Genomic DNA, 18,361 nt, shown 5'->3' on the forward strand with positions numbered 1-18,361 from the left:
CTGCTTCGCGCGAGTTGTGAATGCCCGCAAGCTCGGGCAATGTGGCCGTGATCATGCTGCTCAGCTGTGAGAGGCCGCCCGTGTATGTGGTCTATCGATCCTGGGACCAAGGGATGTTGGGAAAGTCGGTCCGGCGCCTGGCCGAGCCGACGGTCCTGGAGTGGGTCCGGAACGTTTGGAGTGATACCGCGGCTCAGGACACCCATGACCGGCTCATGCGGGAGCTGGGGGCGAATGTCCATGGGCTGGACTGTCTCTTCTCGGAGGGCGGTCCGGCCCCCGCGACCATGCAGGAGCTCCGCACTCTTGCCAGAACGCGGATCCCGGACGTCTATCAGTGCAACGTCGACGAGCACAGCGTTCGCGTGCTCGCCAACGGGCTGGACCATGACGTGGCCTACTATCTCGTCGATGACGCCGCGGTCGCGGCGGATCCGGGGCGGTGGGCCTTCGCCGTGCACGACGGGCCGCTGCCCGAGGTGGCTGATCACGTTGCGGGCGCCACGACGTTCACGCCGCCGCTGCGGGTCACCGAGCTGACCGAGCGATCGCCTGCGGAGGAAGGGTGCGTCTTCGCGGTACTGCTCACCTGCAAGGCGAGGCACGACAGCATCGGCTGGGATCCCACTCACGCGTTGCCCGGTGTACGACTGTCGCGATTCGGTGCGGCGCTACGGGATGTGGACGCCTCCACCGAGGAGTGGCCCGAAGAGCTGCGTGTTCTGCGCGTGCTGGTCGCGCCCGGCGAGGACGGCGTAGCGGCTGCGCTGGAGCGTTGCAGCCGATGGCCCGAGCATCCACGGGGGTCGGGCGAGGAGCATGCCCTGCCTCACTCGCATGCCGAAGCGCTGCGGCTCCTTGAGACTGATCGCGACGGGACCGTCGTCCGGACGGGTGAACACGTGGCCCAGATGTTTGTCCACGGCGGCCACGGGACGTACGAACAGTGGTTCTTCTTTGACGACCGATGGGCCGGCGCCTACCCTGAGCTCGCCTCGTCGCTGATCTGGTTCGCCTACCACTGGGATCCGCTCTGCTCGGGTGATCACCTGTACCTCACCCCCTGCTCCGACAACCGGGCCCGGTACGTCGCCGTGGTGGGGGACGACGGCCAGACACACGTACGTCAGGCGCTACCCCTCGACGAGCCACGCGTGTGGGACCTGCGCCGCTGGTCCTACGAGAAGCAGCCGCCAGGCGATCCGATGGCGGGAGAAGTGCTCGGCACGGTGGAGATCCAGTTGCAGCAGCCGTCACCGGACACGTGCAGGCTCACCGAGTTCACCATCACCCGCAGCCGCCATGGGCAGGCGGTCGCCGACATGCTCGGCCGACGCGTCCGTCAGGATCTGCAAGAGGTCGGCATCAGCCGCACCACCGGTTGGCTGCCCCAGAACAACCTGTATCCGCACGGTCGTCGGTTTCTGCGGGTGCTCGGGCGGATTCGTGAGGGCTCTGACGGGGCCCATGTCGTGATCGGCGGGTGATGGGTGCCCGCCTCCGGTGCGGGGTCGGAGGCGGGCGTGGTGCGGGGTTGAGTCGCAGTCAGGCGGGGAGCAGGCCGATGGCTGCCTTGGCCTGACGGACCTTGGCGCCGGCCAGGTCGCGGGCTTGCTCGGCGCCGGCCCGCAGGGCCTTCTGGACGTGGCCGGGGACTTCCGACAGGTGCAGGTAGCGGTCGCGGATGGGGGTGAGGGTGGCCACCACCGCGTCGGCCACCGCCTCCTTGAGCTCGCCGTAGCGGTCGAAGCGGGACGCCAGGTCCTCGGGGGCGTGGCCGGTGCAGGCGGCCAGGATGGCCAGGAGGTTCGAGACGCCGGGTTTGCGGTCGGGGTCGTACGCGACCGTGTTGTCCGCGTCGGTGACCGCGCGCATCACCTTGCGCCGCAGCACGTCGGGCTCGTCGAGCAGGCGCAGGGCGCCACCCGGCGTGGCGGCCGACTTGCTCATCTTGTCGGCCGGGGACGTCAGGTCCATGAGACGGGCGGCCACCGGCGGGTTGACCGCCGTGGGCACGGTGAAGACGGGGGCGTACCGGGTGTTGAACCGCTGGGCGACGGTTCTGGCCAGCTCGACGTGCTGGCGTTGGTCCTCGCCGACGGGGACCTCGTCGGTGTCGTACAGCAGGATGTCGGCGGCCATGAGGATCGGGTACGTCAGCAGCGACATGCGGACCTGCTGCTGACGGCCGGACTTCTCCTTGAACTGGATCATCCGCTGGGCCTCGCCGTAGCCCGTGGTGCATTCGAGCAGGTAGTGCAGTTCGGTGTGTTCCGGGACGTGCGACTGGACGAGGAACAGACAGGACTCGGGGTCGGTGCCGGCGGCGAGCAGCAGGGTGGCGAATTCCAGGGTTCGCCGGTGCACCTGGGTGGGGTCGTGGTCCAGGGTGAGCGCGTGCAGGTCGGAGATGAAGACGACGGTGTCCGTGGTGGTCTGACCGGCGATGATCGGCGCGATGGCGCCGAAGTAGTTGCCGAGGTGCAGGTCGCCGGACGGCGTGAAACCCGTGAGACGTCGTGGCATCGGTGGAGCTCCCTCAGGTCGGGAGCCGCCTGTCGTCCTGGATCGGCCGAGAGATGAGGACACCGACGGGCCGCCCGGGACTGGGCGGCCGCTTTGTCAGGTCTGCGCGGATGAGCAGTGCCGCCCGGTTAGGGGCGCCACCAGCCGAGAAATGAGTGGATCATCCGCATGACGCATACCGTACCACCCGGTTTGGAGCGGGTGGTCCGCCGGTCGATGAGTATGGTCAAACGTCTGGTGGTTCGGTGGGTTGGTCCGGGATCATGCTGCCCGTGGCGATGCTCCGGTTGTTCGCGATAGGTCTTCTTGCCGGTGCCGCGTTGTGCCTGTACGTGTGGCCGCCCGGACGTGGGGAGGGTTTTCAGCAGGCGCGACTCTCGACGCTGATGGCCCTGGAGATCGGGCAGTTCGTCACCGTGCCGATCGCGCTGGTCGGGGGGCTCGTGCTCGCCGTGAAAGGGGCATGGGCGCGGACTCCTGGCTATCTGCTGGGGACGGTCACGACCCTTTTCGGGGTGCTGGTCGCCACTCAGGCATGGGCCATGGGCGAATGGGTCGAGACCGGCCCGCCCGGGATAGGCGATCCGGACGGCGAAAGCGTCCTGGCGTTTCTGGGCCTCTTCTCCGGTGCGGTGACTACGGTCGTCGGCCTGTCCATCTTGATGTTGCGATGGTCCGGCTACGATTCCTCGACCGTGCCGGTACGTCAGCGACGCCCGCGCAGGCGCAAGTGAATATCTTCGTGGTGCGAGGAGTCCGGTGAGACGTTGGTTCTGGCGGGTGCTGGTTGCGAGTGTCGTGGCGTTGTCGGGAATGGCCGGGCAGGCCGCGTCGGCCGAGGTGGAGCCCGGTCCCGCGGACGTCGCCGCTGACAACGGCGAAATCGCGGTGTTCCTCTGTACGCCCTCCGCGCGCGGGTGTGACAAACGGCATGCGACGGCGAGACAGCGGCGCGACATGGAGGCTTTCCTGAACTCCACGCCTGGCGTGACCGAGGTCCGGTTCGTGAGCCGGGCGGCGTCCTATGCGGAGTTCCGGCGGGAGTTCGCCGGTCAGCCGAAGATGCTGGCCGAGGTGCGGGCCAAGGACATGCCGGAGTCGTTCTGGATCCGGGTCTCCGAGGCGGCTGATCGGGCTCGCGTCGTGAATGCGGCGGATCGGCGGCCCGGGGTCGGGCTGGTGATCGATCAGCTGGAGACCCGTCGCGTGACCCGGCCGTACTGGAGTGTGGAAGTCTCCGTGTTCATCTGCACGGGCGATTCCTCCTTGCCCGAGTGCCGGCACGGGCGGGGAGGGGCGAACAAGAAAGCCGCCACCGCCAACGAGAAGAAGGCGATCGTCGCCGTCATCGAGCGGATTCCCGGCCTCGAATCGTATGAATACGAGGACCAGAAGACGGCCTATCGCCACTTCGTCGAGACGTACGCGGACAATGAGACGTTGGTCGCGGCTACCAGGGTGTCGGACATGCCCGAGTCGTATCGGCTGTCGATACAGCCGGAGGTGAACCGCGGCCCCTGGCGTCACCGGCTCGCGAAGATGCCGGGGGTCAGCCAGGTGTGGGACCACGAGTGCGTGTCGCAAATGGCGCGGCTCTGGTCCGAATACGGGCTGCAGAACGTCGAAGCCCGAACCCGGGAATGCGAGTAGCGGCGTCGACGCGCGAGCGTTCTGTTCAAGACCGGGGGGCGGCGTACGGCTGAGACTGCGCTCATGTCGCAACAGACCTTCACCCCCGCCCTCGGACGCCTGAAGTTCACCCGCCTGTACGACCCGGTGGTCGCCCTGACGCGGGAACGGCTGTGGCGCAGCCTGGTGGCCATGCACGTCGCCCCCAGGCCCGACGACACGATCGTGGACGTCGGCTGCGGCACCGGTTCGCAGGCCATGCTGCTGCACCGCCTCGAACCGCGGGCCCGGATCATCGGCGTCGATCCCGATCCGGAGACGCTGGCCCAGGCGCGACGCAAGAGCAGGGCGAGCGGTACGGCCCCGGAATGGCGGCTCGGCATGGGGGACGCGCTGGCCGGCCTGCTGGGGCCGGGTTCGGCCGACACGGCGGTGTCGAGCCTGGTCCTCCACCAATGTCCGCTTCCGATGAAACGCGCGATCCTCGCCTCGATGCACGCCGTGCTGCGGCCGGGCGGCAAGCTGGTGATCGCTGACTACGGGTGGCAGCGGACGGCGTCGATGCGGCTGGCGTTCCGTGTCGTGCAACTGGCCGACGGGGTGCGGGACACGCAGCCCAACGCGGACGGCGTGCTGCCGGAGCTGATGACCGGCGCGGGGTTCGCGGACGTCCGGGAGGCTGAGATCGTGCGGACGATGACCGGCTCGATCTCCGTCTACGTGGCCGCCCGCGGCTGACCGGCTCGATCTCCGTCTACGTGGCCGCCCGCGGCTGACCGGCGCAGCAGCGGCAGCACGGTCGCCGGCGTGAGCCCCAGCATGTCGCGCAGCTGCCGGTGGAAGTGGGCCTGGTCGGCGAAGCCGCCGTCGAGCGCGGCCTCGGCGATCGAGCGGCCGTCGGCCAGGGCGCGGGCCGCTCGGGTGAGCCGCCGCCAGATGCGCCACCGGGCGAGCGGCATGCCGAGTTGCAGCCGGGCCAGGGCGCGCAGGCGTTGGGGGGACAGCCCGGCCTGCGTGGCCGCGTCGGCGACCAGGAGGTTCCGCGACGTCAACGCCTCCATCGCGATCACCAGGCGCGGATCGAGCGCCCGGGACGGCCGAGGTTCCGCCACCAGACGGAAGTCCTCCTCACGGAGGGCATGCAGGTCGGCGGCCGCGGTGATCACGCCACCGACGGACGGGAAGCCGGAGCCGACGGTGGGCGGAAGGCCCGAGCCGGTGGGGGAGCTGCCTCCCGCGGCTGAAAGGCCGGAGCCGGTGGATAACCGGTCGGAGGCCGGGGTGCAGCGGTCGCGCAGGGTGGACGCGTACGAGCACTGCGGCTCGACGAACCAGATGCGGACGTCCGGCGCCCCCGGCATGCGGTGCCGGACCATGGGCGGGATGATCAGGGCAGGCCCGCGATGACACGCCCCCCGCTCGTCGATGACGGTCACCTCGCCCTCCACGGCGGCCGTCACGTGGTAGGCGGCGTGACGATGGAGCGAGTTGTCCGCCGACGGCCCCTGGTACGACGCGTACCCCTCACCGATGAAGAACCGGCTCGTCATTCCTCACCCCGCATCACCGAACCACCGCCCATGGTGCCGGAGATCGGGACGTGCGGGATCAGCTCCAGGTGGCGCGCTTGAGCACGCCGGCCAGCCCGTAGGTGTTCCAGGCGTCCACCACCAGGATCCCGGACCGCGGCAGGAACCACTCCTTCTCGTTCCACCTGGCGGTGGTGCGGCCGGTGTCGTTCGTCACGCAGCGGTTCGGCCAGGTGGTGTACGTCGCCTTGTGTCCGGAGCCCACCGGCCGCAGCCCGCGGTAGGACGCCTTCTCGCCGGGATACCAGCTCAGGTTGGAGTTGAACGGGCACGGGATCACCCCGCTGAACGGATGGAACTGCTGCTTGCCCGTGTACGTGACGGACCCGCCGCCGACCGGCACGTTCGTGTAGTCCTTCGGGCCGAAGATCCAGAAGCTCTCGCAGTCGGGCGCGAACGGCTCCGGCTTCTTGCACAACAACCCGGTCACCACCACGACGTGGTCGCCGGACCGGTGCACCTTCCAGTCGGCGGGGATCCGCAGCGTCATGCCGCGGAAGGAGAGCGTCTTCCCGGCGGAGGAGGCCGACGCGAGGGACGCGGTCGCGGGCAGCGCGGGCAGCGCGGTGGCGGAGGCGGCGGTCAGGGCGGCGAGGAGGAGAGGGAGCTTTCTCATGGTTGGGGAAGGTACGCACCCCCACTTGCGGAGGGCTGGCCATCCACTTGGAGGAGGTCCGTCGTGGGTGGGTATGGGGTAAAGCATGATCTTCCTGAGACGGGCCGTCCTGATGGCCGTCCTCGCCTTTCTGGTCATCCCGATCACCGAGGTCGTCGCCGCGCCGCAGCCGGCCGCGGCGCAGTCCGGCGCACGCGCCCACGCGGGCGCGCAGGCCGGTGCGGCGCGGGCCCGCCGCATGCTGGCCCAGCTACGGGTCGCCAGGCCCTTATCGCTGCGCGGCTACACCCATCGCCGGTTCCAGCCCAGGTGGGGACGTCACAAGGGAAGGTGTGACGTGCGCGAGACCGTCCTGGCCCGGGACGGGCGGCGGGTGCGCAGGAACGCGGCCTGCCATCCGGTGAAGGGCGTCTGGTACAGCCCGTACGACGGCAGGCGGTTGAAGAGCGAGCGCATGGTGGACGTCGACCACGTCGTCCCGCTGGCCTACGCCTGGCGCTCGGGCGCCAAGAGGTGGAGCCAGGCGCGGCGGCGGGCCTTCGCCAACGATCTCACCCGTCCTGAGCTGGTCACCGTCAGCCATTCCGCCAACATCGCCAAGGGCGGGCAGGGGCCGCAGAGCTGGCGTCCGCGCCGCCGCGCCTACTGGTGCCGCTACGCGACCTCGTGGATCACCGTGAAACACCACTACCGCCTGTTCGTGACGCGCAGCGAGCGCGTGGCGCTGTCCAACATGCTCCGCACCTGCGGCCGCTGACCGCGTGTCCACCTGGCCGCCCGGACGTTCACGCCTGGACGTGACGCGGAGCGAGCAGTTCCTTGAGCGCCCGAGCCGTCGCGCGCGGGAAGGCCGTGTTGCCGTTGTGGCCGCCCGGCAGCGTGACCGGCTCGACGCCGAGCAACTCGGCCAGCGCGAGCGCGCAGCGGTAGGTGTGCACCGACGGCCGGGTGGCGAGGCCGATCGCCGGGATCACCCGGGTCCCGGTGCCCACCGTCTCCGCCGGGGCGAGGTCGTCCTCCATTACGGCCGTGAACTCCGTCCCGATGAAGAACCCGAAGTTGGCCTGCCGCCGGGCCGTGAGCGGCTGCGGGGTGAGGCCGTCCTCGGTCTCGTCGTGCGCCGGGTCGATGCCGAGATGCCGGGTGATCGCGGGGAAGGCCGCGGCCAGCCCCCCGTCCGCGTACGCCCGCTGGATGGCCGCCAGCTCGGCCACGTGCTCGGCGCGGCCTCCGGCGGGCAGCAGGTTCGGCAGCACGGGCTCGTGCGCGACCAGCGTGCCGAGCACGCCGGGGTGGCGGGCCGCGACCCGCAGGCCGATCGCGCCTCCCATGCTGAACCCGGCCATCAGGGCGGGCCCGTCGGCGACCTCGGCGAGCAGCCGCACGACGTCGTCGGCGTGGTCGGCCATGGTGACGGGCGGCGCGGCTGGGTCGAGGGTGCTGCGCGACAGGCCGCGCCGGTCGTAGGTGACGACGGTGAAGGCGTCGGCCAGGAGCGGCACGAGGTCGGCGGTGCGATCGGCGTCGCCCTCGCCGCTCTGCGACAACAACAGGACCGGGCCGCTGCCCTCGACCTGGAAGTGGAGGGTGGCGCCTGGGACGGGAAGGGCGTTCATGGGGGTCTCCTCCGCTGGGGAAAAAGCATCTAAATCGATGCATCGATATAGATGTATCATGACTTCATGAACGGAGTCGAACTGTTTCTGCTCGGCCGCACCCTCATGAAGATCGGCGAGCAGGCGATGCCCCAGCCGAAGGGCGACGGCCCCCGGGGCTCGGTCCGTACGGTGCTCGTCGTCCTCGGCGACGTGGTCGCCCACCCCGGCACGACGGTCAGCGAGATCGCGGCGCGGACCGGCCTGCCGCAGAGCCAGGTGTCCACGGCCGTCGCCCGGCTGGAGTCCACGGGGTCGATCGAGGGCGTGCCCGATCCGGCCGACCGGCGGCGGCGGCTCATCCGTCCCGCGGCGACGCCCTCCGCCCGGGTCGCCGAGGTCAGGGCCGCCACGATCGACGACGCCCTCGCCGCCGCCCTGCCCGATCCGGCCCCCGAGGCGGTCGGCGAGGTCACCGCCGCCCTGGAGGTGCTGGCCCGCCACCTCACGCCGGAGGTCGCCGCCCGCGTACGCGCGGTCGAGGGGGCTGCTGGCGTCCTACGATCTCAACCGTGAAGACACCGGCACGCAGTCTCTATGTCATCGTGTGCGCGGCCGGCCCGGCCGGCGACGTGGCCAGGCTGGTCGTCCCGGCCCAGGAGGAGGGCTGGGACGTCCAGGTCGTCGCCACGCCGTCGGCGCTCGGCTTCGTCGACGTGCCGGAGCTGGAGCGCCTGACCGGGCGCCCGGTCCGCAGCCGCTACCGCAAGCCGCACGAGCCCAGGCCGCCGAGGGCCGACGCGATCATCGTCGCCCCGGCCACGTACAACACGATCAACAAGTTCGCCATGGGCGTCGCCGACACCTACGCGCTCGGGCTGCTGGCCGAGGCTCCGGGGCTCGGCATCCCCGTGGTCGTGCTGCCGTTCGTCAACAGCGCGCTCGCCGCCCGCGCGCCCTTCCGGCGCAGCGTCGAGGAGCTGCGGTCGGAGGGGGTGCGCGTCCTGATCGGGCCGGGGCAGTTCGAGCCGCACACGCCGAGCGCCGGCGACGGCAACGACACCTACGTCTGGGAGAGCGCGCTCGCGGCGCTGCGTCCGTGACGAGAGGCCTTGTCCGTGACGAGAGGCCGGAAAGAGGCGCGGTAGGACTGCGGCGGCACGCCGACCACCCGCTTGAACCGCTCGCGGAGGGCGACCGCCGAGCCGAACCCGGACTGCGCGGCGATCCGCTCCACGCCGTGGTCGGTGGTCTCCAGGAGGAGCTGCGCCCGCCGCACCCGGGCGCGCAGCAGCCACTGCAGCGGCGTGGTGCCGGTCTGCTCGCGGAACCGGCGGCCGAACGTGCGCTCGCTCATCCCGCAGTGCGCGGCCATCGCGGCCAGGGTCACCCTGCCGTCGAGGTTGTCCTCGATCCACGCCAGCACCGGCTCCAGCAGCGAGCCCTGGGGCACGGGCGGCCGGGTGTGCGCCATGAACTGGGCCTGGCCGCCCTCCCGCTCCAGGGGCGTCACCGACAGGCGGGCCGAGTCGGCGGCGACCGCCGAGCCGAAGTCACGCCGGACGAGGTGCAGGCACAGGTCGAGCCCGGCGGCGGCGCCGGCCGAGGTCAGTATCTGGCCGTTGTCGACGTAGAGCACGTCGGGCCGCACGTCGACGTCGGGGAACAGCTCGGCCAGCCGGTCGGCGGCCATCCAGTGGGTGGTCGCGCCCAGCCCGTCGAGCAGCCCGGCCGCGGCCAGGGTGAAGGCCCCCACGCAGATGGAGGCGACGCGGGTGCCGGCGGCGGCCGCGTCACGCAGCGCCGCGAGCACCTCGGGCCCCGGCGGGACGGCCTGCTCCGAGCAGCCGGGCACGATGATCGTGTCGGCGGTGCGCAGCGCCTCCAGGCCGTGGGGCGCGACGATCGTGAAGGCGTCGGCGGGCACCTGCGGCGTCGCCGCGCACACCTGGACCCGGTACGGGCGGCTCCCGTCGGCCAGCCGGGCACGGCCGAACACCTCGACCGGGATCGCCAGGTCGGCCGCCACCACGTGATCGAGGGCCAGGACCGCCACAGTGTGCATGCGGCCACGCTAGGCCAGGCGGCGGGCGGTTGGCGGGAACTCGTCGGTGTTTGTCGAACCAGCCACTGTGACGGTCCGGACGGCCCGCCTAGCCTGGCTGCGTTCCCCTCGAAACCGGCAGGAAGTGCCCCATGTCCATCCTCATGCCGATCCTGATCGGCCTGGTCGCCGTCTCCCTCGTCTCCCTGATCCCCGAGCCGCACGGCCGCCGCGCCAACGCCGTGCTGGTGGCCGGCGCGGGCGCCGCCTACCTCAGCGGCGGCGGGCTCGGCTACTGGGAGTTCCTGCTGCCGGTCGTGATGACGTACGTCGCCTACCGCGGGCTGGAGAGCTGGACGTTCATCGGCATCGGCTGGCTGCTGCACACCGCCTGGGACGTGCTGCACCACCTCCAGGGCAGCCCGCTGCTGCCCTTCGCCGCGGACTCCTCCTTCGGCTGCGCCATCTGCGATCCGGTGATCGCGTTGTGGTGCTTCGCGGGCGGTCCGCCGGTCCTCGGCCGGCTGCGGGCCCGCTTCGCCCGTCCGCGGGCCTTGTCGAACGAGATTCGCGAATGACATTCTGGAATTCGGAACCTCGTCCCCGGAGGACGTATGGACAAAGAAGCCCTCCGCCGTAAATACCTCGAAGAGCGCGACAAGCGGCTCCGCCCGGACGGCGACGACCAGTACGTCCGCCTCACCGGCCGCTTCGCCCACTACCTCGACGACCCGTACACGCCGAGGACCGAGCGCGAACCGAAGACCGACCACGTGACGGTGGCCGTCGTCGGCGGCGGGTTCGCCGGGCTCGTCACCGGCGCTCGGCTCAGGGAGGCGGGGGTCGGCGACGTGCGGATCGTCGAGAAGGGCGGCGACTTCGGCGGCACCTGGTACTGGAACCGCTACCCGGGAGCCCAGTGCGACACCGCGTCATTCGTGTACATGCCGCTCCTGGAGGAGACCGGCCACATGCCGACGGAGAAGTACGCGCACGCGCCCGAGATCCTGGAACACTGCCGCCGCATCGGCAAGCACTACGGCCTGTACGACGACGCGCTCTTCCACACCGAGGTCCAGGACCTGGAGTGGGACGCGTCCCGGTCGCGCTGGACCGTCCGGACGAACCGCGGCGACGCCTTCACCGCCCGGTTCGTGGTCATGGGCATCGGCCCGCTGCACGTGCCCAAGCTCCCCGGCATCCCGGGCATCGACGAGTTCCGCGGGCATTCGTTCCACACCAGCCGCTGGGACTACGCCTACACCGGCGGCGACCCCACGGGCGCGCCCATGGACCGGCTGGCGGACAAGCGCGTCGCCGTCATCGGCACGGGCGCGACGGCCGTCCAGTGCGTGCCGCACCTGGCCCGCGCCTGCGCCGAGCTGTACGTGTTCCAGCGCACCCCCTCCTCGGTGGACGTACGCGACAACCGGCCCACCGATCCCGCCTGGTTCGCCGGGATCGCCACCCCCGGCTGGCAGCAGCGCTGGCTGGAGAACTTCACCGGCAACCAGACCGGCGGCCTGGTCGACGAGGACCTGGTGATGGACGGCTGGACCGACATCGCCCGCCGCGTCCGCGCCCGCATCGCGGCCCTGCCGCCCGAGGACCTGACCCCGGAGAAGATGGCGCAGGCGTACGAGGACTCCGACTTCGAGAAGATGGAGGAGATCCGGGCCCGCGTCGACGCGATCGTCGCCGACCCGCAGACCGCGGCGAAGCTCAAGGCCTGGTACCGCCAGCTCTGCAAGCGTCCCTGCTTCCACGACGAGTACCTGCAGTCCTTCAACGTGCCGGGCACCCGCCTGGTGGACACCGACGGCAAGGGCGTCGAGCGCGTCACCGCGCGCGGGGTGGTGGCCGCGGGCGTCGAGTACGAGGTCGACTGCGTCATCTACGCCTCGGGCTTCGAGGTGACCACCGACTACACCCGGCGCGCCGGCTACGAGCTGACCGGCCGCGACGGCCTCCGGCTCACCGACCGCTGGGCGGACGGCATGCGCACTCTGCACGGCATCCACGTGCACGGCTTCCCCAACGTCTTCGTCGTCCAGCCCACGCAGGGCGCGAACCTCATCTCCAACATCCCGCACAACCTCACCGAGGCCGGCCGGACCATCGCCACGATCGTCAGCCACGCGCTCGACCAGGGCTTCGAGGAGGTCGAGGCGACCCGGGAGGCCGAGGACGCCTGGATCGAGCTGCTGCTGTCGGGCCCCGGAAGCATCCTGGGCGCCTCCGCCGACTGCACCCCCGGCTACTACAACAACGAGGGCCGCGACGCCGGCATGAAAGGCCGGCTGAACATCGGCCATCCACAGGGGGCGATGGCGTACTTCGCCTACATCGACGGCTGGCGCACGTCGGGGGCGTTCGAGGGGCTGGAGTTCCGCAAGCGCGCAGAGGGAGAATGATCCGGCGCTCACCGCGAAAACATTACTGCCGCCGCAGTGAATTCACTCTTCCGTGACAGGGACATTGTCCGTCATGGCATTCGATGTCACACTCATGCGTAACGCCACCAGGGAAAAGAGGTTTTGCCGTGGCGCGTCCATGGGAAGCTGACGCATCGGCCGAACTGCGACGACGCCTTGGGAGGTCGGCCCTTGAGCTCGGCGATACCACGGCAAGTCCCTCATGTCCTGACATCTGGGAGCTTTCCAACGGCGATATAGCGGTGATCGGGCGCGACCTCACGGAGAGTTATCGTGGCCGCCTGCCCGCGGGGGTTAGTATTGCCCGAGACGAACGACTGGTCGTCATTCCTCGCAAGATGCTCGTAGCCGCCAAGCCGGATATCCCTGATGCTTAGAAACGTCGCTGCGGCGCAGTCCCAGCTGCTCACTCCAGATGAGTATTTCTCCGATTTCTGGCCGTACTTCCGCGGGCTCGAACGTGTCTTCTGGAAACTGGAGACCCGCCAGAGCTACCGCGAGCCGGACGAGCCGAGCTGGCTGGCCCTCGACGCCGGCGACTGGGGCGAGGCGATCAGGCTCATCGACGAGCGTCGCCACGAGATCCAGCAGCCGCTGCGCGAGGCGGGGGAGTTCGCGATGCGGCGCGTCCGGCTCGTCGAGCGGCCCTTCAGCCGTTACCTGCAGTGGGAGCTCTACTACATCCGTCTGCGGGCGCTGGCGGGTGAGCACATCCGCGTGCTCGAAGCCGACCGCCTGCCCGCGCTCGGCTTCCCCGGGCCGCTGCCTGAGCTGGTCGTCCTTGACTCGGCGGTCATGTACGAGGTGCTCTACAGCGAGGACGGCACACTGACCGGAGCGCGCAAGATCGTCGACCGGTCGTTGATCGAGAGCTGCGGAGACGACATGGACAAGCTCTTCGGCCAGGGGGTGGAGCTCATTCCGTACATGACCGCCGAACGCGACGTCCTCCCCCCGCCCCTGCGCCACTCCGCCACGTTGTAGCCCGGTGAACAGGCGGTCGTTCGGGCGCTACTGGGTGACCATCCTGCTCCTGCTGTCGGTGGTCGCCGCTGCCGGACTGGTCGTCGCCTCGCCGTTCTTCCTGGCCGCCCTGGGGCGCAGCCGCGGCGACTGGTCGGTGCTCGGCGACATCGGCCAGACGTACGGCGCGGCCTCGGCCATCCTGGCCGTCCTCGCGCTCATCGGCGTGGCGTTCTCGCTCGTGCTCCAGGCCAGGGAGGCCAAGTCCGCCAGGGAGCAGGCGCTGCGCACGCTGCACGGCGACCTGATGAAGATGGCGATGGACGACCCGCTCTACCGGGCCTGCTGGGGGGCGTTCTTCGCCTCCGGCGACGAGGAGGGCCAGCGGGCCCACCTGTACGTGAACATGATCCTCAACCACTGGCTGCTGATGTGGGAGCTACGCTCGATCACCGAGGCGCACCTGCGGGAGATCGCCGCCACCGTGCTCGCCGGGCCGATCGGGCGTGACTTCTGGCGGCAGGCCCGGACGCTGCGGACGACGAGCGCCGGGTCGCGCAGGGAACGCCGGTTCAACCTGATCATCGATGACGTCTACTCGGAGGTCACCGCCGGCGGGGCGGCGCCCGTGGCCGCACAGGCCGCCCGCGGGGGGAGTTCTGTGGTGGTGGGGGTCGGGGTGGCGCTCGCGCTGGTTGTTGTCGTTCGGCGGATTTTGCGTGGATTCGTCAAGGGTGGGCGCTAGTTTCGTCCACCATGAGCTACGACCTGTACTTCGGCTCGGAGGACGACGAGCCGCGCCCGCCGGACCTGGTGGCCTGGAACAACGTCGTCACCCAGGCCCGCGCGCTCCTCGGCGACGTGACGGTCTTCGAGGACCCGCCCAACTGGGAGCTCGAACACGACGGCACCGGCATCTCCGTGGACCACTGGGCGGGCGGCTGGGGGATCAGCGTGCCCTACTGGTGGCACGGTGAGGCCGCGGGCCGGGTCGTGGACCTGATGTACCAGGTGGCGCGGATCGTCGAGCGGGAGTCGGGGCTCGACGGCAACGATCCCCAGCTCGACTGCCCGCTCGCGGACGCGGACGCCGCGGCGGCGGTCCGGATCTTCGACGCGGTCGCGGTGCGCTCCGGAAGGATCTCGGGGTGCGCTCCGGAAGGGGCTGACGGGGTGCGCTCCGGAAGGATCTGACCCAGCAATCTGAACGATCGGTCGTTAATGTATGCTGGCGGCATGGCCGACGTGAAGGAAGACGGTCGCCGGGCGCGCGGGCAGCGCAGCCGTGAGGCGATCCTCGGGCAGGCCGTGTCACTGGCCTCGGTGCACGGTCTGGACGGGCTGACCCTCGGCCGGCTGGCAGAAGCCGCCGGAGTCAGCAAATCCGGATTTTTCGCCCACTGGAGGGATAAAGAGCAACTTCAGCTCGACACCATCGAGTGGGCCGTCCGCCAATGGACCGACGAGATCGTCAAGCCCGCGCTCAAGGCCCCTCCCGGCGTGGCCCGCGTCCTGGCCCTGCACGAGGCCCGCCTGCGGTTCTACGAGAGAGGCGTCCTGCCCGGCGGGTGCTTCTTCTACACGGCGCGGGTGGAGTTCGACGACCGTCCCGGCCCGGTCAGGGACCGGGTGGCCGAGTCGATGGCCGACTGGCTGAGGTTCATCGAGCGGCTGGTCCGGGAGGCGGTCGAGCTGGGGGAGCTGCCCCCGGAGACCGACCCGGCGCAGCTCGCGTACGAGATCGACGCCCTCGGCGAGGCCGCGGTCACCCACACCCGCCTGCTCGGCAGGGGCGAGGCCGCCTACGAGCGGGCCCGCCGAGCCGTCCACGACCGACTGAAGGAGTCCGCGTGACCCAGACCCGCCCCGCCCAGGTGCACTTCGACGACCTCGACGCGATGGGCCTGCTGCACAACTCGCGTTACGCCCTGCTGGTCGAGCGCGCGATCTCCGCCTACTGGGCCGAGCGGGGCTGGAGCTTCGACCCGGCGATCTCCAAGTTCAAGGACCTCTACCTGGCCGTCCGCGAGTTCAAGATCACCTACAACGCGCCGGTCATGGGCGCGGGCGAGGTGCAGGTCGACTTCTGGATCGACCGCATGGGCCGCACCAGCGGCGTGTACGGCTTCCGCGTCCTGTCGCAGGACCGCTCGGTCGTGCACGCCGAGGGCTACCGCGTCAACGTCAACCTCGATCCGCAGACCTTCCGGCCCACGCCGTTCAGCGCCGAGCTGCGTACCGCCGCCGAGCCGCTGATGGCGGGCTGAGCCGCCGACGGTAGACCCTGCACTACTGCGGGCCGTTCCCGGCCCCGGATACGGTCACCGGGTGGGAGACAGGACCGCGCTCGAAGCGCTCACGCAGCGGCCGCCCGCCTTCCTCCGGTCGGCCTGGCCGTGGCGGTGCGTGGCGTACCTGGTAGGCAGCGTGGTCCCGGGGGCGGCCGTCGCCCTCGGGGTCATCGCGGTCGGGCTCGCCGGGCCGCAGGCCGGCCTGCTGCTCGTGCCGGTGCTGCTGGCGCTGGTCGTGCCGCTGATCGCGCGGTTCGAACGGGTGCGGCTGCGCCTGGTGGACACCGTGCCGCTGCCGCCGGTGCCCGACCGGCGCCGGCGGGAGATCGGGGTCGCGGTCATGACGGTGTTCGCGATGTGGTGGATCGACCTGGTCATGCTGGGGTTCACCGTCGGAGGGCCGGTGTTGCTGATCCTGTCGCCCGTGGTCCAGCCGGAGGCCGGGCCGGCCCTCGGCGCCGTGGCGAGCGTGGCGGGGGTGCTGCTGCTGCCGGTGGCGGCGTACACGATCACGGCCTGGGGCGGGGCGCGGGGCGCGATGGCCAGGGCGGTGCTCGCGCCGGCCGGGTCGGAGCTGGGCGAGGTCGTGCGGTCCCGGGCGCGCCTGGTGGACGCGTTCGAGACCGAACGCCGCAGGATCGAGCGCGACCTGCACGACGGCGCGCAGCAGCGGCTGGTCGCGCTGTCGATGACGCTCGGCCTCGCCCGGCTGGACGTGCCCGACGACTCGCCGACGGCCCGGCTGCTCGACGTGGCGCACGACGAGGCCAGGCAGGCGCTGGCCGAGCTGCGCGAGCTGATCCGGGGCGTGCACTCGCAGGTGCTCACCGACCGCGGGCTGGGCGCGGCGATCCGCGACGTGGCCGGACGCTCGCCCGTCCCCGTGGACGTTGACGCCGACGAGCTGGGACGGCTGCCCGCGCCCGTCGAGGTCACCGCGTACTACGTGGTCAGCGAGGCCCTGGCGAACGTGGCCAGGCACAGCGGAGCCACCAGGGCCACGGTCACCGCCCGGACGACGGCCGGCACGCTGGCCGTCGAGGTGCGCGACGACGGCGTCGGCGGCGCGGACCCGGCCAGGGGCACCGGGCTGACCGGCCTGGCCGACAGGCTGGCCGTGGTGGCGGGAAGATTGTCGGTGTCCAGCCCGCCGGGCGGCCCGACCCTGGTACGAGTGGAGATTCCGTGCGCGTCGTGATCGCCGAGGATGCCGTGCTGCTCCGCGAGGGGCTGGTGGGGCTGCTCGAACGGTTCGGCCACACCGTGGCGGCCTCGGTCGGCGACGCCGAAGCCCTGGTCGCGGCGGTCGCCGAGCACCGCCCCGACGCCGTGGTGACCGACGTGCGCATGCCCCCGGACTTCACCGACGAGGGCCTGCGCGCCGCGCTCGGCCTGCGCCGCCGTCACCCCGAGCTGGCCGTCCTCGTGCTCAGCCAGTACGTCGAGCAGACGTACGCGGCCGAGCTGCTGGAGTCCGGCGACGGCGTGGGCGTCGGCTACCTGCTGAAGGACCGGATCGGCGACGTGCGCGAGTTCGTCGACGCGCTCGACCGGGTGGCCGCGGGCGGCACGGTCGTGGACCCGGAGGTGGTGCGCCAGCTCCTGCGCCGGCGGCGCGACCCGCTGGCCCGGCTCACCCCGCGCGAGCAGCAGGTGCTCGCCCTGATCGCCGAGGGCCGCGCGAACGCCTCGATCGCCAGGGAGCTGGTCGTCACCGACGCCGCGGTGGCCAAGCACATCGCCGGCATCTTCACCAAGCTCGACCTGCCGCCCGAGTCCGACGGCCACCGCCGGGTCCTGGCCGTGCTGGCCTACCTTCAGGGATGACCGGCGGGAAGTCCGAAAAGTAAGGTTCGTTGCCATGAACGAGCAGTGGCAGGAGGTCGGCGACCGGGTCTACGTGCGCCGCCATGAGTCCTTCGACCTGAACACGGGCCTGATCGTGGGCGACGGGCACTGCCTGGTGCTCGACACCCGCAGCTCCCACCGGGAGGCGGCCGACCTGATCGACGCGATCAGGACGATCACCGGCCACCCGTGGACGGTCGTGAACAGCCATTCGCATTTCGACCACTACTTCGGCAACGCGCTCTTCCGTCCCGCCGAGATCTGGAGCCACGTCCGGTGCGTCGAGGAGATCGACGTCTACGGCGAGCGGCACCGCGCGGACGTCATCGAACGGCTGCCGGACCGCCGGGCGGAGATGGAGGAGATCGCCATCGTGCCGCCCGACCACACCTTCACCACCTCGGCCAGCCTCGACATCGGCGGACGCATGGTGCACCTGCGGCACTTCGGGCTCGGCCACAGCAGCAACGACATCGTCGTGCACGTGCCGGACGCCGGCGTGGTGTTCGCCGGTGACCTGGTCGAGGAGGGCGCGCCGCCGGCGTTCGGCGACTCCTACCCGCTCGACTGGCCCGACACGACGGCCGCGATGCTCGACGCGCTGCCGGAGCCGGTGTTCGTGCCGGGGCACGGCGCGGTGGTCGGCCGGTCCTTCGTCCAGGAGCAGCAGGCCGAGCTGGCGCTGGTGGCGGAGCTGGCCGCGAAGGCCCACGTGGAGGGGCTGCGCGACTCGATCACGCGGTTCCCGTACCCGGAGGCGGTGTCGCGGCAGGCGATCGAGCGGGCCTTCCTCCAGCTCGACAGGTGAGCTATATTGCAAACTGC

The 18,361-nt window shown here is 70.9% G+C and carries 23 protein-coding genes; 18 read left to right on the top strand and 5 right to left on the bottom strand.

What is annotated here, in order from left to right:
- Positions 1-47 precede the first annotated feature (47 nt).
- Positions 48-1,487: a hypothetical protein gene (locus ACIBQ6_RS16255; protein ID WP_397212659.1), complete on the top strand. Its 1,440-nt coding sequence runs from the start codon at positions 48-50 to the stop codon at positions 1,485-1,487.
- 58 nt (positions 1,488-1,545) lie between these two features.
- Here the strand turns inward: ACIBQ6_RS16255 and trpS are convergent, their stop codons facing one another.
- Positions 1,546-2,526: a tryptophan--tRNA ligase gene (gene trpS, locus ACIBQ6_RS16260; protein WP_397212661.1), complete on the bottom strand. Its 981-nt coding sequence runs from the start codon at positions 2,524-2,526 to the stop codon at positions 1,546-1,548.
- 272 nt (positions 2,527-2,798) lie between these two features.
- Here trpS and ACIBQ6_RS16265 point away from each other — a divergent pair, with 272 nt between their 5' ends.
- The 3 genes from ACIBQ6_RS16265 (at position 2,799) to ACIBQ6_RS16275 (ending at position 4,893) form a co-directional block, all read left to right on the top strand.
- Positions 2,799-3,260 carry a hypothetical protein gene (locus ACIBQ6_RS16265; protein WP_397212663.1) on the top strand — a complete coding sequence of 154 codons (462 nt, stop codon included), beginning with the start codon at positions 2,799-2,801 and terminating at the stop codon, positions 3,258-3,260.
- Between the two features lie 25 nt (positions 3,261-3,285).
- The gene (locus ACIBQ6_RS16270) at positions 3,286-4,176 is read left to right on the top strand and encodes a permease-like cell division protein FtsX (RefSeq protein WP_397212665.1); all 891 of its coding nucleotides are present in this window, start codon (positions 3,286-3,288) and stop codon (positions 4,174-4,176) included.
- Between the two features lie 63 nt (positions 4,177-4,239).
- On the top strand, positions 4,240-4,893 hold the full coding sequence (locus ACIBQ6_RS16275; RefSeq protein ID WP_397212667.1) for a class I SAM-dependent methyltransferase: 654 nt from the start codon (positions 4,240-4,242) through the stop codon (positions 4,891-4,893).
- On the opposite strand, the gene ACIBQ6_RS16280 is transcribed toward ACIBQ6_RS16275, so the two are convergent.
- Entirely contained in the window at positions 4,872-5,705 is an 834-nt protein-coding gene (locus ACIBQ6_RS16280) for a helix-turn-helix domain-containing protein (RefSeq protein ID WP_397212670.1), read from the bottom strand. The two genes, ACIBQ6_RS16275 and ACIBQ6_RS16280, sit on opposite strands and share 22 nt — an antisense overlap.
- 58 nt (positions 5,706-5,763) lie before the next feature.
- Positions 5,764-6,360 (bottom strand): hypothetical protein, encoded by a 597-nt coding sequence (locus ACIBQ6_RS16285; RefSeq protein WP_358291068.1) that lies wholly within the window; start codon positions 6,358-6,360, stop codon positions 5,764-5,766.
- An 85-nt stretch (positions 6,361-6,445) separates the two neighbouring features.
- Here ACIBQ6_RS16285 and ACIBQ6_RS16290 point away from each other — a divergent pair, with 85 nt between their 5' ends.
- The gene (locus tag ACIBQ6_RS16290; RefSeq protein ID WP_358291066.1) at positions 6,446-7,117 is read left to right on the top strand and encodes an HNH endonuclease family protein; all 672 of its coding nucleotides are present in this window, start codon (positions 6,446-6,448) and stop codon (positions 7,115-7,117) included.
- A 28-nt stretch (positions 7,118-7,145) separates the two neighbouring features.
- On the opposite strand, the gene ACIBQ6_RS16295 is transcribed toward ACIBQ6_RS16290, so the two are convergent.
- Positions 7,146-7,976, bottom strand: a complete 831-nt coding sequence (locus ACIBQ6_RS16295) for an alpha/beta fold hydrolase (RefSeq protein WP_397212673.1) — start codon at positions 7,974-7,976, stop codon at positions 7,146-7,148.
- 66 nt (positions 7,977-8,042) lie between these two features.
- Between ACIBQ6_RS16295 and ACIBQ6_RS16300 the strand changes: the two genes are divergently transcribed.
- Complete coding sequence (locus ACIBQ6_RS16300; protein WP_397212675.1) at positions 8,043-8,531, top strand: MarR family transcriptional regulator; 489 nt, start codon at positions 8,043-8,045, stop codon at positions 8,529-8,531.
- Positions 8,528-9,058 carry a flavoprotein gene (locus ACIBQ6_RS16305; RefSeq protein ID WP_358291060.1) on the top strand — a complete coding sequence of 177 codons (531 nt, stop codon included), beginning with the start codon at positions 8,528-8,530 and terminating at the stop codon, positions 9,056-9,058. Before ACIBQ6_RS16300 ends, ACIBQ6_RS16305 begins: the two co-directional genes overlap by 4 nt.
- Here ACIBQ6_RS16305 and ACIBQ6_RS16310 read toward each other — a convergent pair.
- Positions 9,019-10,020 carry a GlxA family transcriptional regulator gene (locus tag ACIBQ6_RS16310; RefSeq protein WP_397212678.1) on the bottom strand — a complete coding sequence of 334 codons (1,002 nt, stop codon included), beginning with the start codon at positions 10,018-10,020 and terminating at the stop codon, positions 9,019-9,021. The two genes, ACIBQ6_RS16305 and ACIBQ6_RS16310, sit on opposite strands and share 40 nt — an antisense overlap.
- Before the next feature lie 131 nt (positions 10,021-10,151).
- On the opposite strand from ACIBQ6_RS16310, the gene ACIBQ6_RS16315 reads away from it, so the two are divergent.
- From ACIBQ6_RS16315 to ACIBQ6_RS16365, 11 genes are all read left to right on the top strand, one after another.
- Positions 10,152-10,577, top strand: a complete 426-nt coding sequence (locus tag ACIBQ6_RS16315) for a DUF6010 family protein (protein WP_352363358.1) — start codon at positions 10,152-10,154, stop codon at positions 10,575-10,577.
- A 36-nt stretch (positions 10,578-10,613) separates the two neighbouring features.
- Entirely contained in the window at positions 10,614-12,413 is a 1,800-nt protein-coding gene (locus tag ACIBQ6_RS16320) for a flavin-containing monooxygenase (protein WP_397212680.1), read from the top strand.
- A 128-nt stretch (positions 12,414-12,541) separates the two neighbouring features.
- Positions 12,542-12,811, top strand: coding sequence for a hypothetical protein (locus ACIBQ6_RS16325; protein WP_358291054.1), 270 nt, complete (start codon positions 12,542-12,544; stop codon positions 12,809-12,811).
- Entirely contained in the window at positions 12,804-13,418 is a 615-nt protein-coding gene (locus ACIBQ6_RS16330) for a DUF6879 family protein (RefSeq protein WP_358291052.1), read from the top strand. The genes ACIBQ6_RS16325 and ACIBQ6_RS16330 overlap by 8 nt, the downstream gene beginning before the upstream one ends.
- Positions 13,419-13,422: 4 nt before the next feature.
- On the top strand, positions 13,423-14,142 hold the full coding sequence (locus ACIBQ6_RS16335; RefSeq protein ID WP_397212682.1) for a DUF6082 family protein: 720 nt from the start codon (positions 13,423-13,425) through the stop codon (positions 14,140-14,142).
- A gap of 11 nt (positions 14,143-14,153) precedes the next feature.
- Positions 14,154-14,591 (top strand): hypothetical protein, encoded by a 438-nt coding sequence (locus tag ACIBQ6_RS16340; protein ID WP_397212684.1) that lies wholly within the window; start codon positions 14,154-14,156, stop codon positions 14,589-14,591.
- Positions 14,592-14,633: 42 nt separating this feature from the next.
- Positions 14,634-15,251: a TetR/AcrR family transcriptional regulator gene (locus ACIBQ6_RS16345; RefSeq protein WP_358291046.1), complete on the top strand. Its 618-nt coding sequence runs from the start codon at positions 14,634-14,636 to the stop codon at positions 15,249-15,251.
- On the top strand, positions 15,248-15,664 hold the full coding sequence (locus tag ACIBQ6_RS16350) for a thioesterase family protein (RefSeq protein ID WP_358291044.1): 417 nt from the start codon (positions 15,248-15,250) through the stop codon (positions 15,662-15,664). The genes ACIBQ6_RS16345 and ACIBQ6_RS16350 overlap by 4 nt, the downstream gene beginning before the upstream one ends.
- A 61-nt stretch (positions 15,665-15,725) precedes the next feature.
- The gene (locus ACIBQ6_RS16355; protein ID WP_397212686.1) at positions 15,726-16,886 is read left to right on the top strand and encodes a sensor histidine kinase; all 1,161 of its coding nucleotides are present in this window, start codon (positions 15,726-15,728) and stop codon (positions 16,884-16,886) included.
- Complete coding sequence (locus ACIBQ6_RS16360) at positions 16,874-17,515, top strand: response regulator (RefSeq protein ID WP_397212688.1); 642 nt, start codon at positions 16,874-16,876, stop codon at positions 17,513-17,515. Before ACIBQ6_RS16355 ends, ACIBQ6_RS16360 begins: the two co-directional genes overlap by 13 nt.
- Before the next feature lie 34 nt (positions 17,516-17,549).
- On the top strand, positions 17,550-18,344 hold the full coding sequence (locus ACIBQ6_RS16365) for an MBL fold metallo-hydrolase (RefSeq protein WP_397212690.1): 795 nt from the start codon (positions 17,550-17,552) through the stop codon (positions 18,342-18,344).
- The last annotated feature ends 17 nt before the right edge of the window (positions 18,345-18,361 follow it).

Origin of the sequence: Nonomuraea sp. NPDC049655, assembly GCF_044465465.1 — a bacterium.
Lineage (GTDB): Bacteria > Actinomycetota > Actinomycetes > Streptosporangiales > Streptosporangiaceae > Nonomuraea.

What these genes read in the sequence shown, in the direction of transcription:
- ACIBQ6_RS16275 (WP_397212667.1), top strand. Translation starts at nt 4,240, where the DNA reads ATGTCGCAACAGACCTTCACCCCCGCCCTCGGACGCCTGAAGTTCACC.
- ACIBQ6_RS16315 (WP_352363358.1), top strand. Translation starts at nt 10,152, where the DNA reads ATGTCCATCCTCATGCCGATCCTGATCGGCCTGGTCGCCGTCTCCCTC.
- ACIBQ6_RS16295 (WP_397212673.1), bottom strand. Translation starts at nt 7,976, where the DNA reads ATGAACGCCCTTCCCGTCCCAGGCGCCACCCTCCACTTCCAGGTCGAG.
- ACIBQ6_RS16300 (WP_397212675.1), top strand. Translation starts at nt 8,043, where the DNA reads ATGAACGGAGTCGAACTGTTTCTGCTCGGCCGCACCCTCATGAAGATC.
- ACIBQ6_RS16310 (WP_397212678.1), bottom strand. Translation starts at nt 10,020, where the DNA reads ATGCACACTGTGGCGGTCCTGGCCCTCGATCACGTGGTGGCGGCCGAC.
- ACIBQ6_RS16280 (WP_397212670.1), bottom strand. Translation starts at nt 5,705, where the DNA reads ATGACGAGCCGGTTCTTCATCGGTGAGGGGTACGCGTCGTACCAGGGG.
- ACIBQ6_RS16340 (WP_397212684.1), top strand. Translation starts at nt 14,154, where the DNA reads ATGAGCTACGACCTGTACTTCGGCTCGGAGGACGACGAGCCGCGCCCG.
- trpS (WP_397212661.1), bottom strand. Translation starts at nt 2,526, where the DNA reads ATGCCACGACGTCTCACGGGTTTCACGCCGTCCGGCGACCTGCACCTC.
- ACIBQ6_RS16290 (WP_358291066.1), top strand. Translation starts at nt 6,446, where the DNA reads ATGATCTTCCTGAGACGGGCCGTCCTGATGGCCGTCCTCGCCTTTCTG.
- ACIBQ6_RS16285 (WP_358291068.1), bottom strand. Translation starts at nt 6,360, where the DNA reads ATGAGAAAGCTCCCTCTCCTCCTCGCCGCCCTGACCGCCGCCTCCGCC.
- ACIBQ6_RS16330 (WP_358291052.1), top strand. Translation starts at nt 12,804, where the DNA reads ATGCTTAGAAACGTCGCTGCGGCGCAGTCCCAGCTGCTCACTCCAGAT.
- ACIBQ6_RS16320 (WP_397212680.1), top strand. Translation starts at nt 10,614, where the DNA reads ATGGACAAAGAAGCCCTCCGCCGTAAATACCTCGAAGAGCGCGACAAG.
- ACIBQ6_RS16365 (WP_397212690.1), top strand. Translation starts at nt 17,550, where the DNA reads ATGAACGAGCAGTGGCAGGAGGTCGGCGACCGGGTCTACGTGCGCCGC.
- ACIBQ6_RS16345 (WP_358291046.1), top strand. Translation starts at nt 14,634, where the DNA reads ATGGCCGACGTGAAGGAAGACGGTCGCCGGGCGCGCGGGCAGCGCAGC.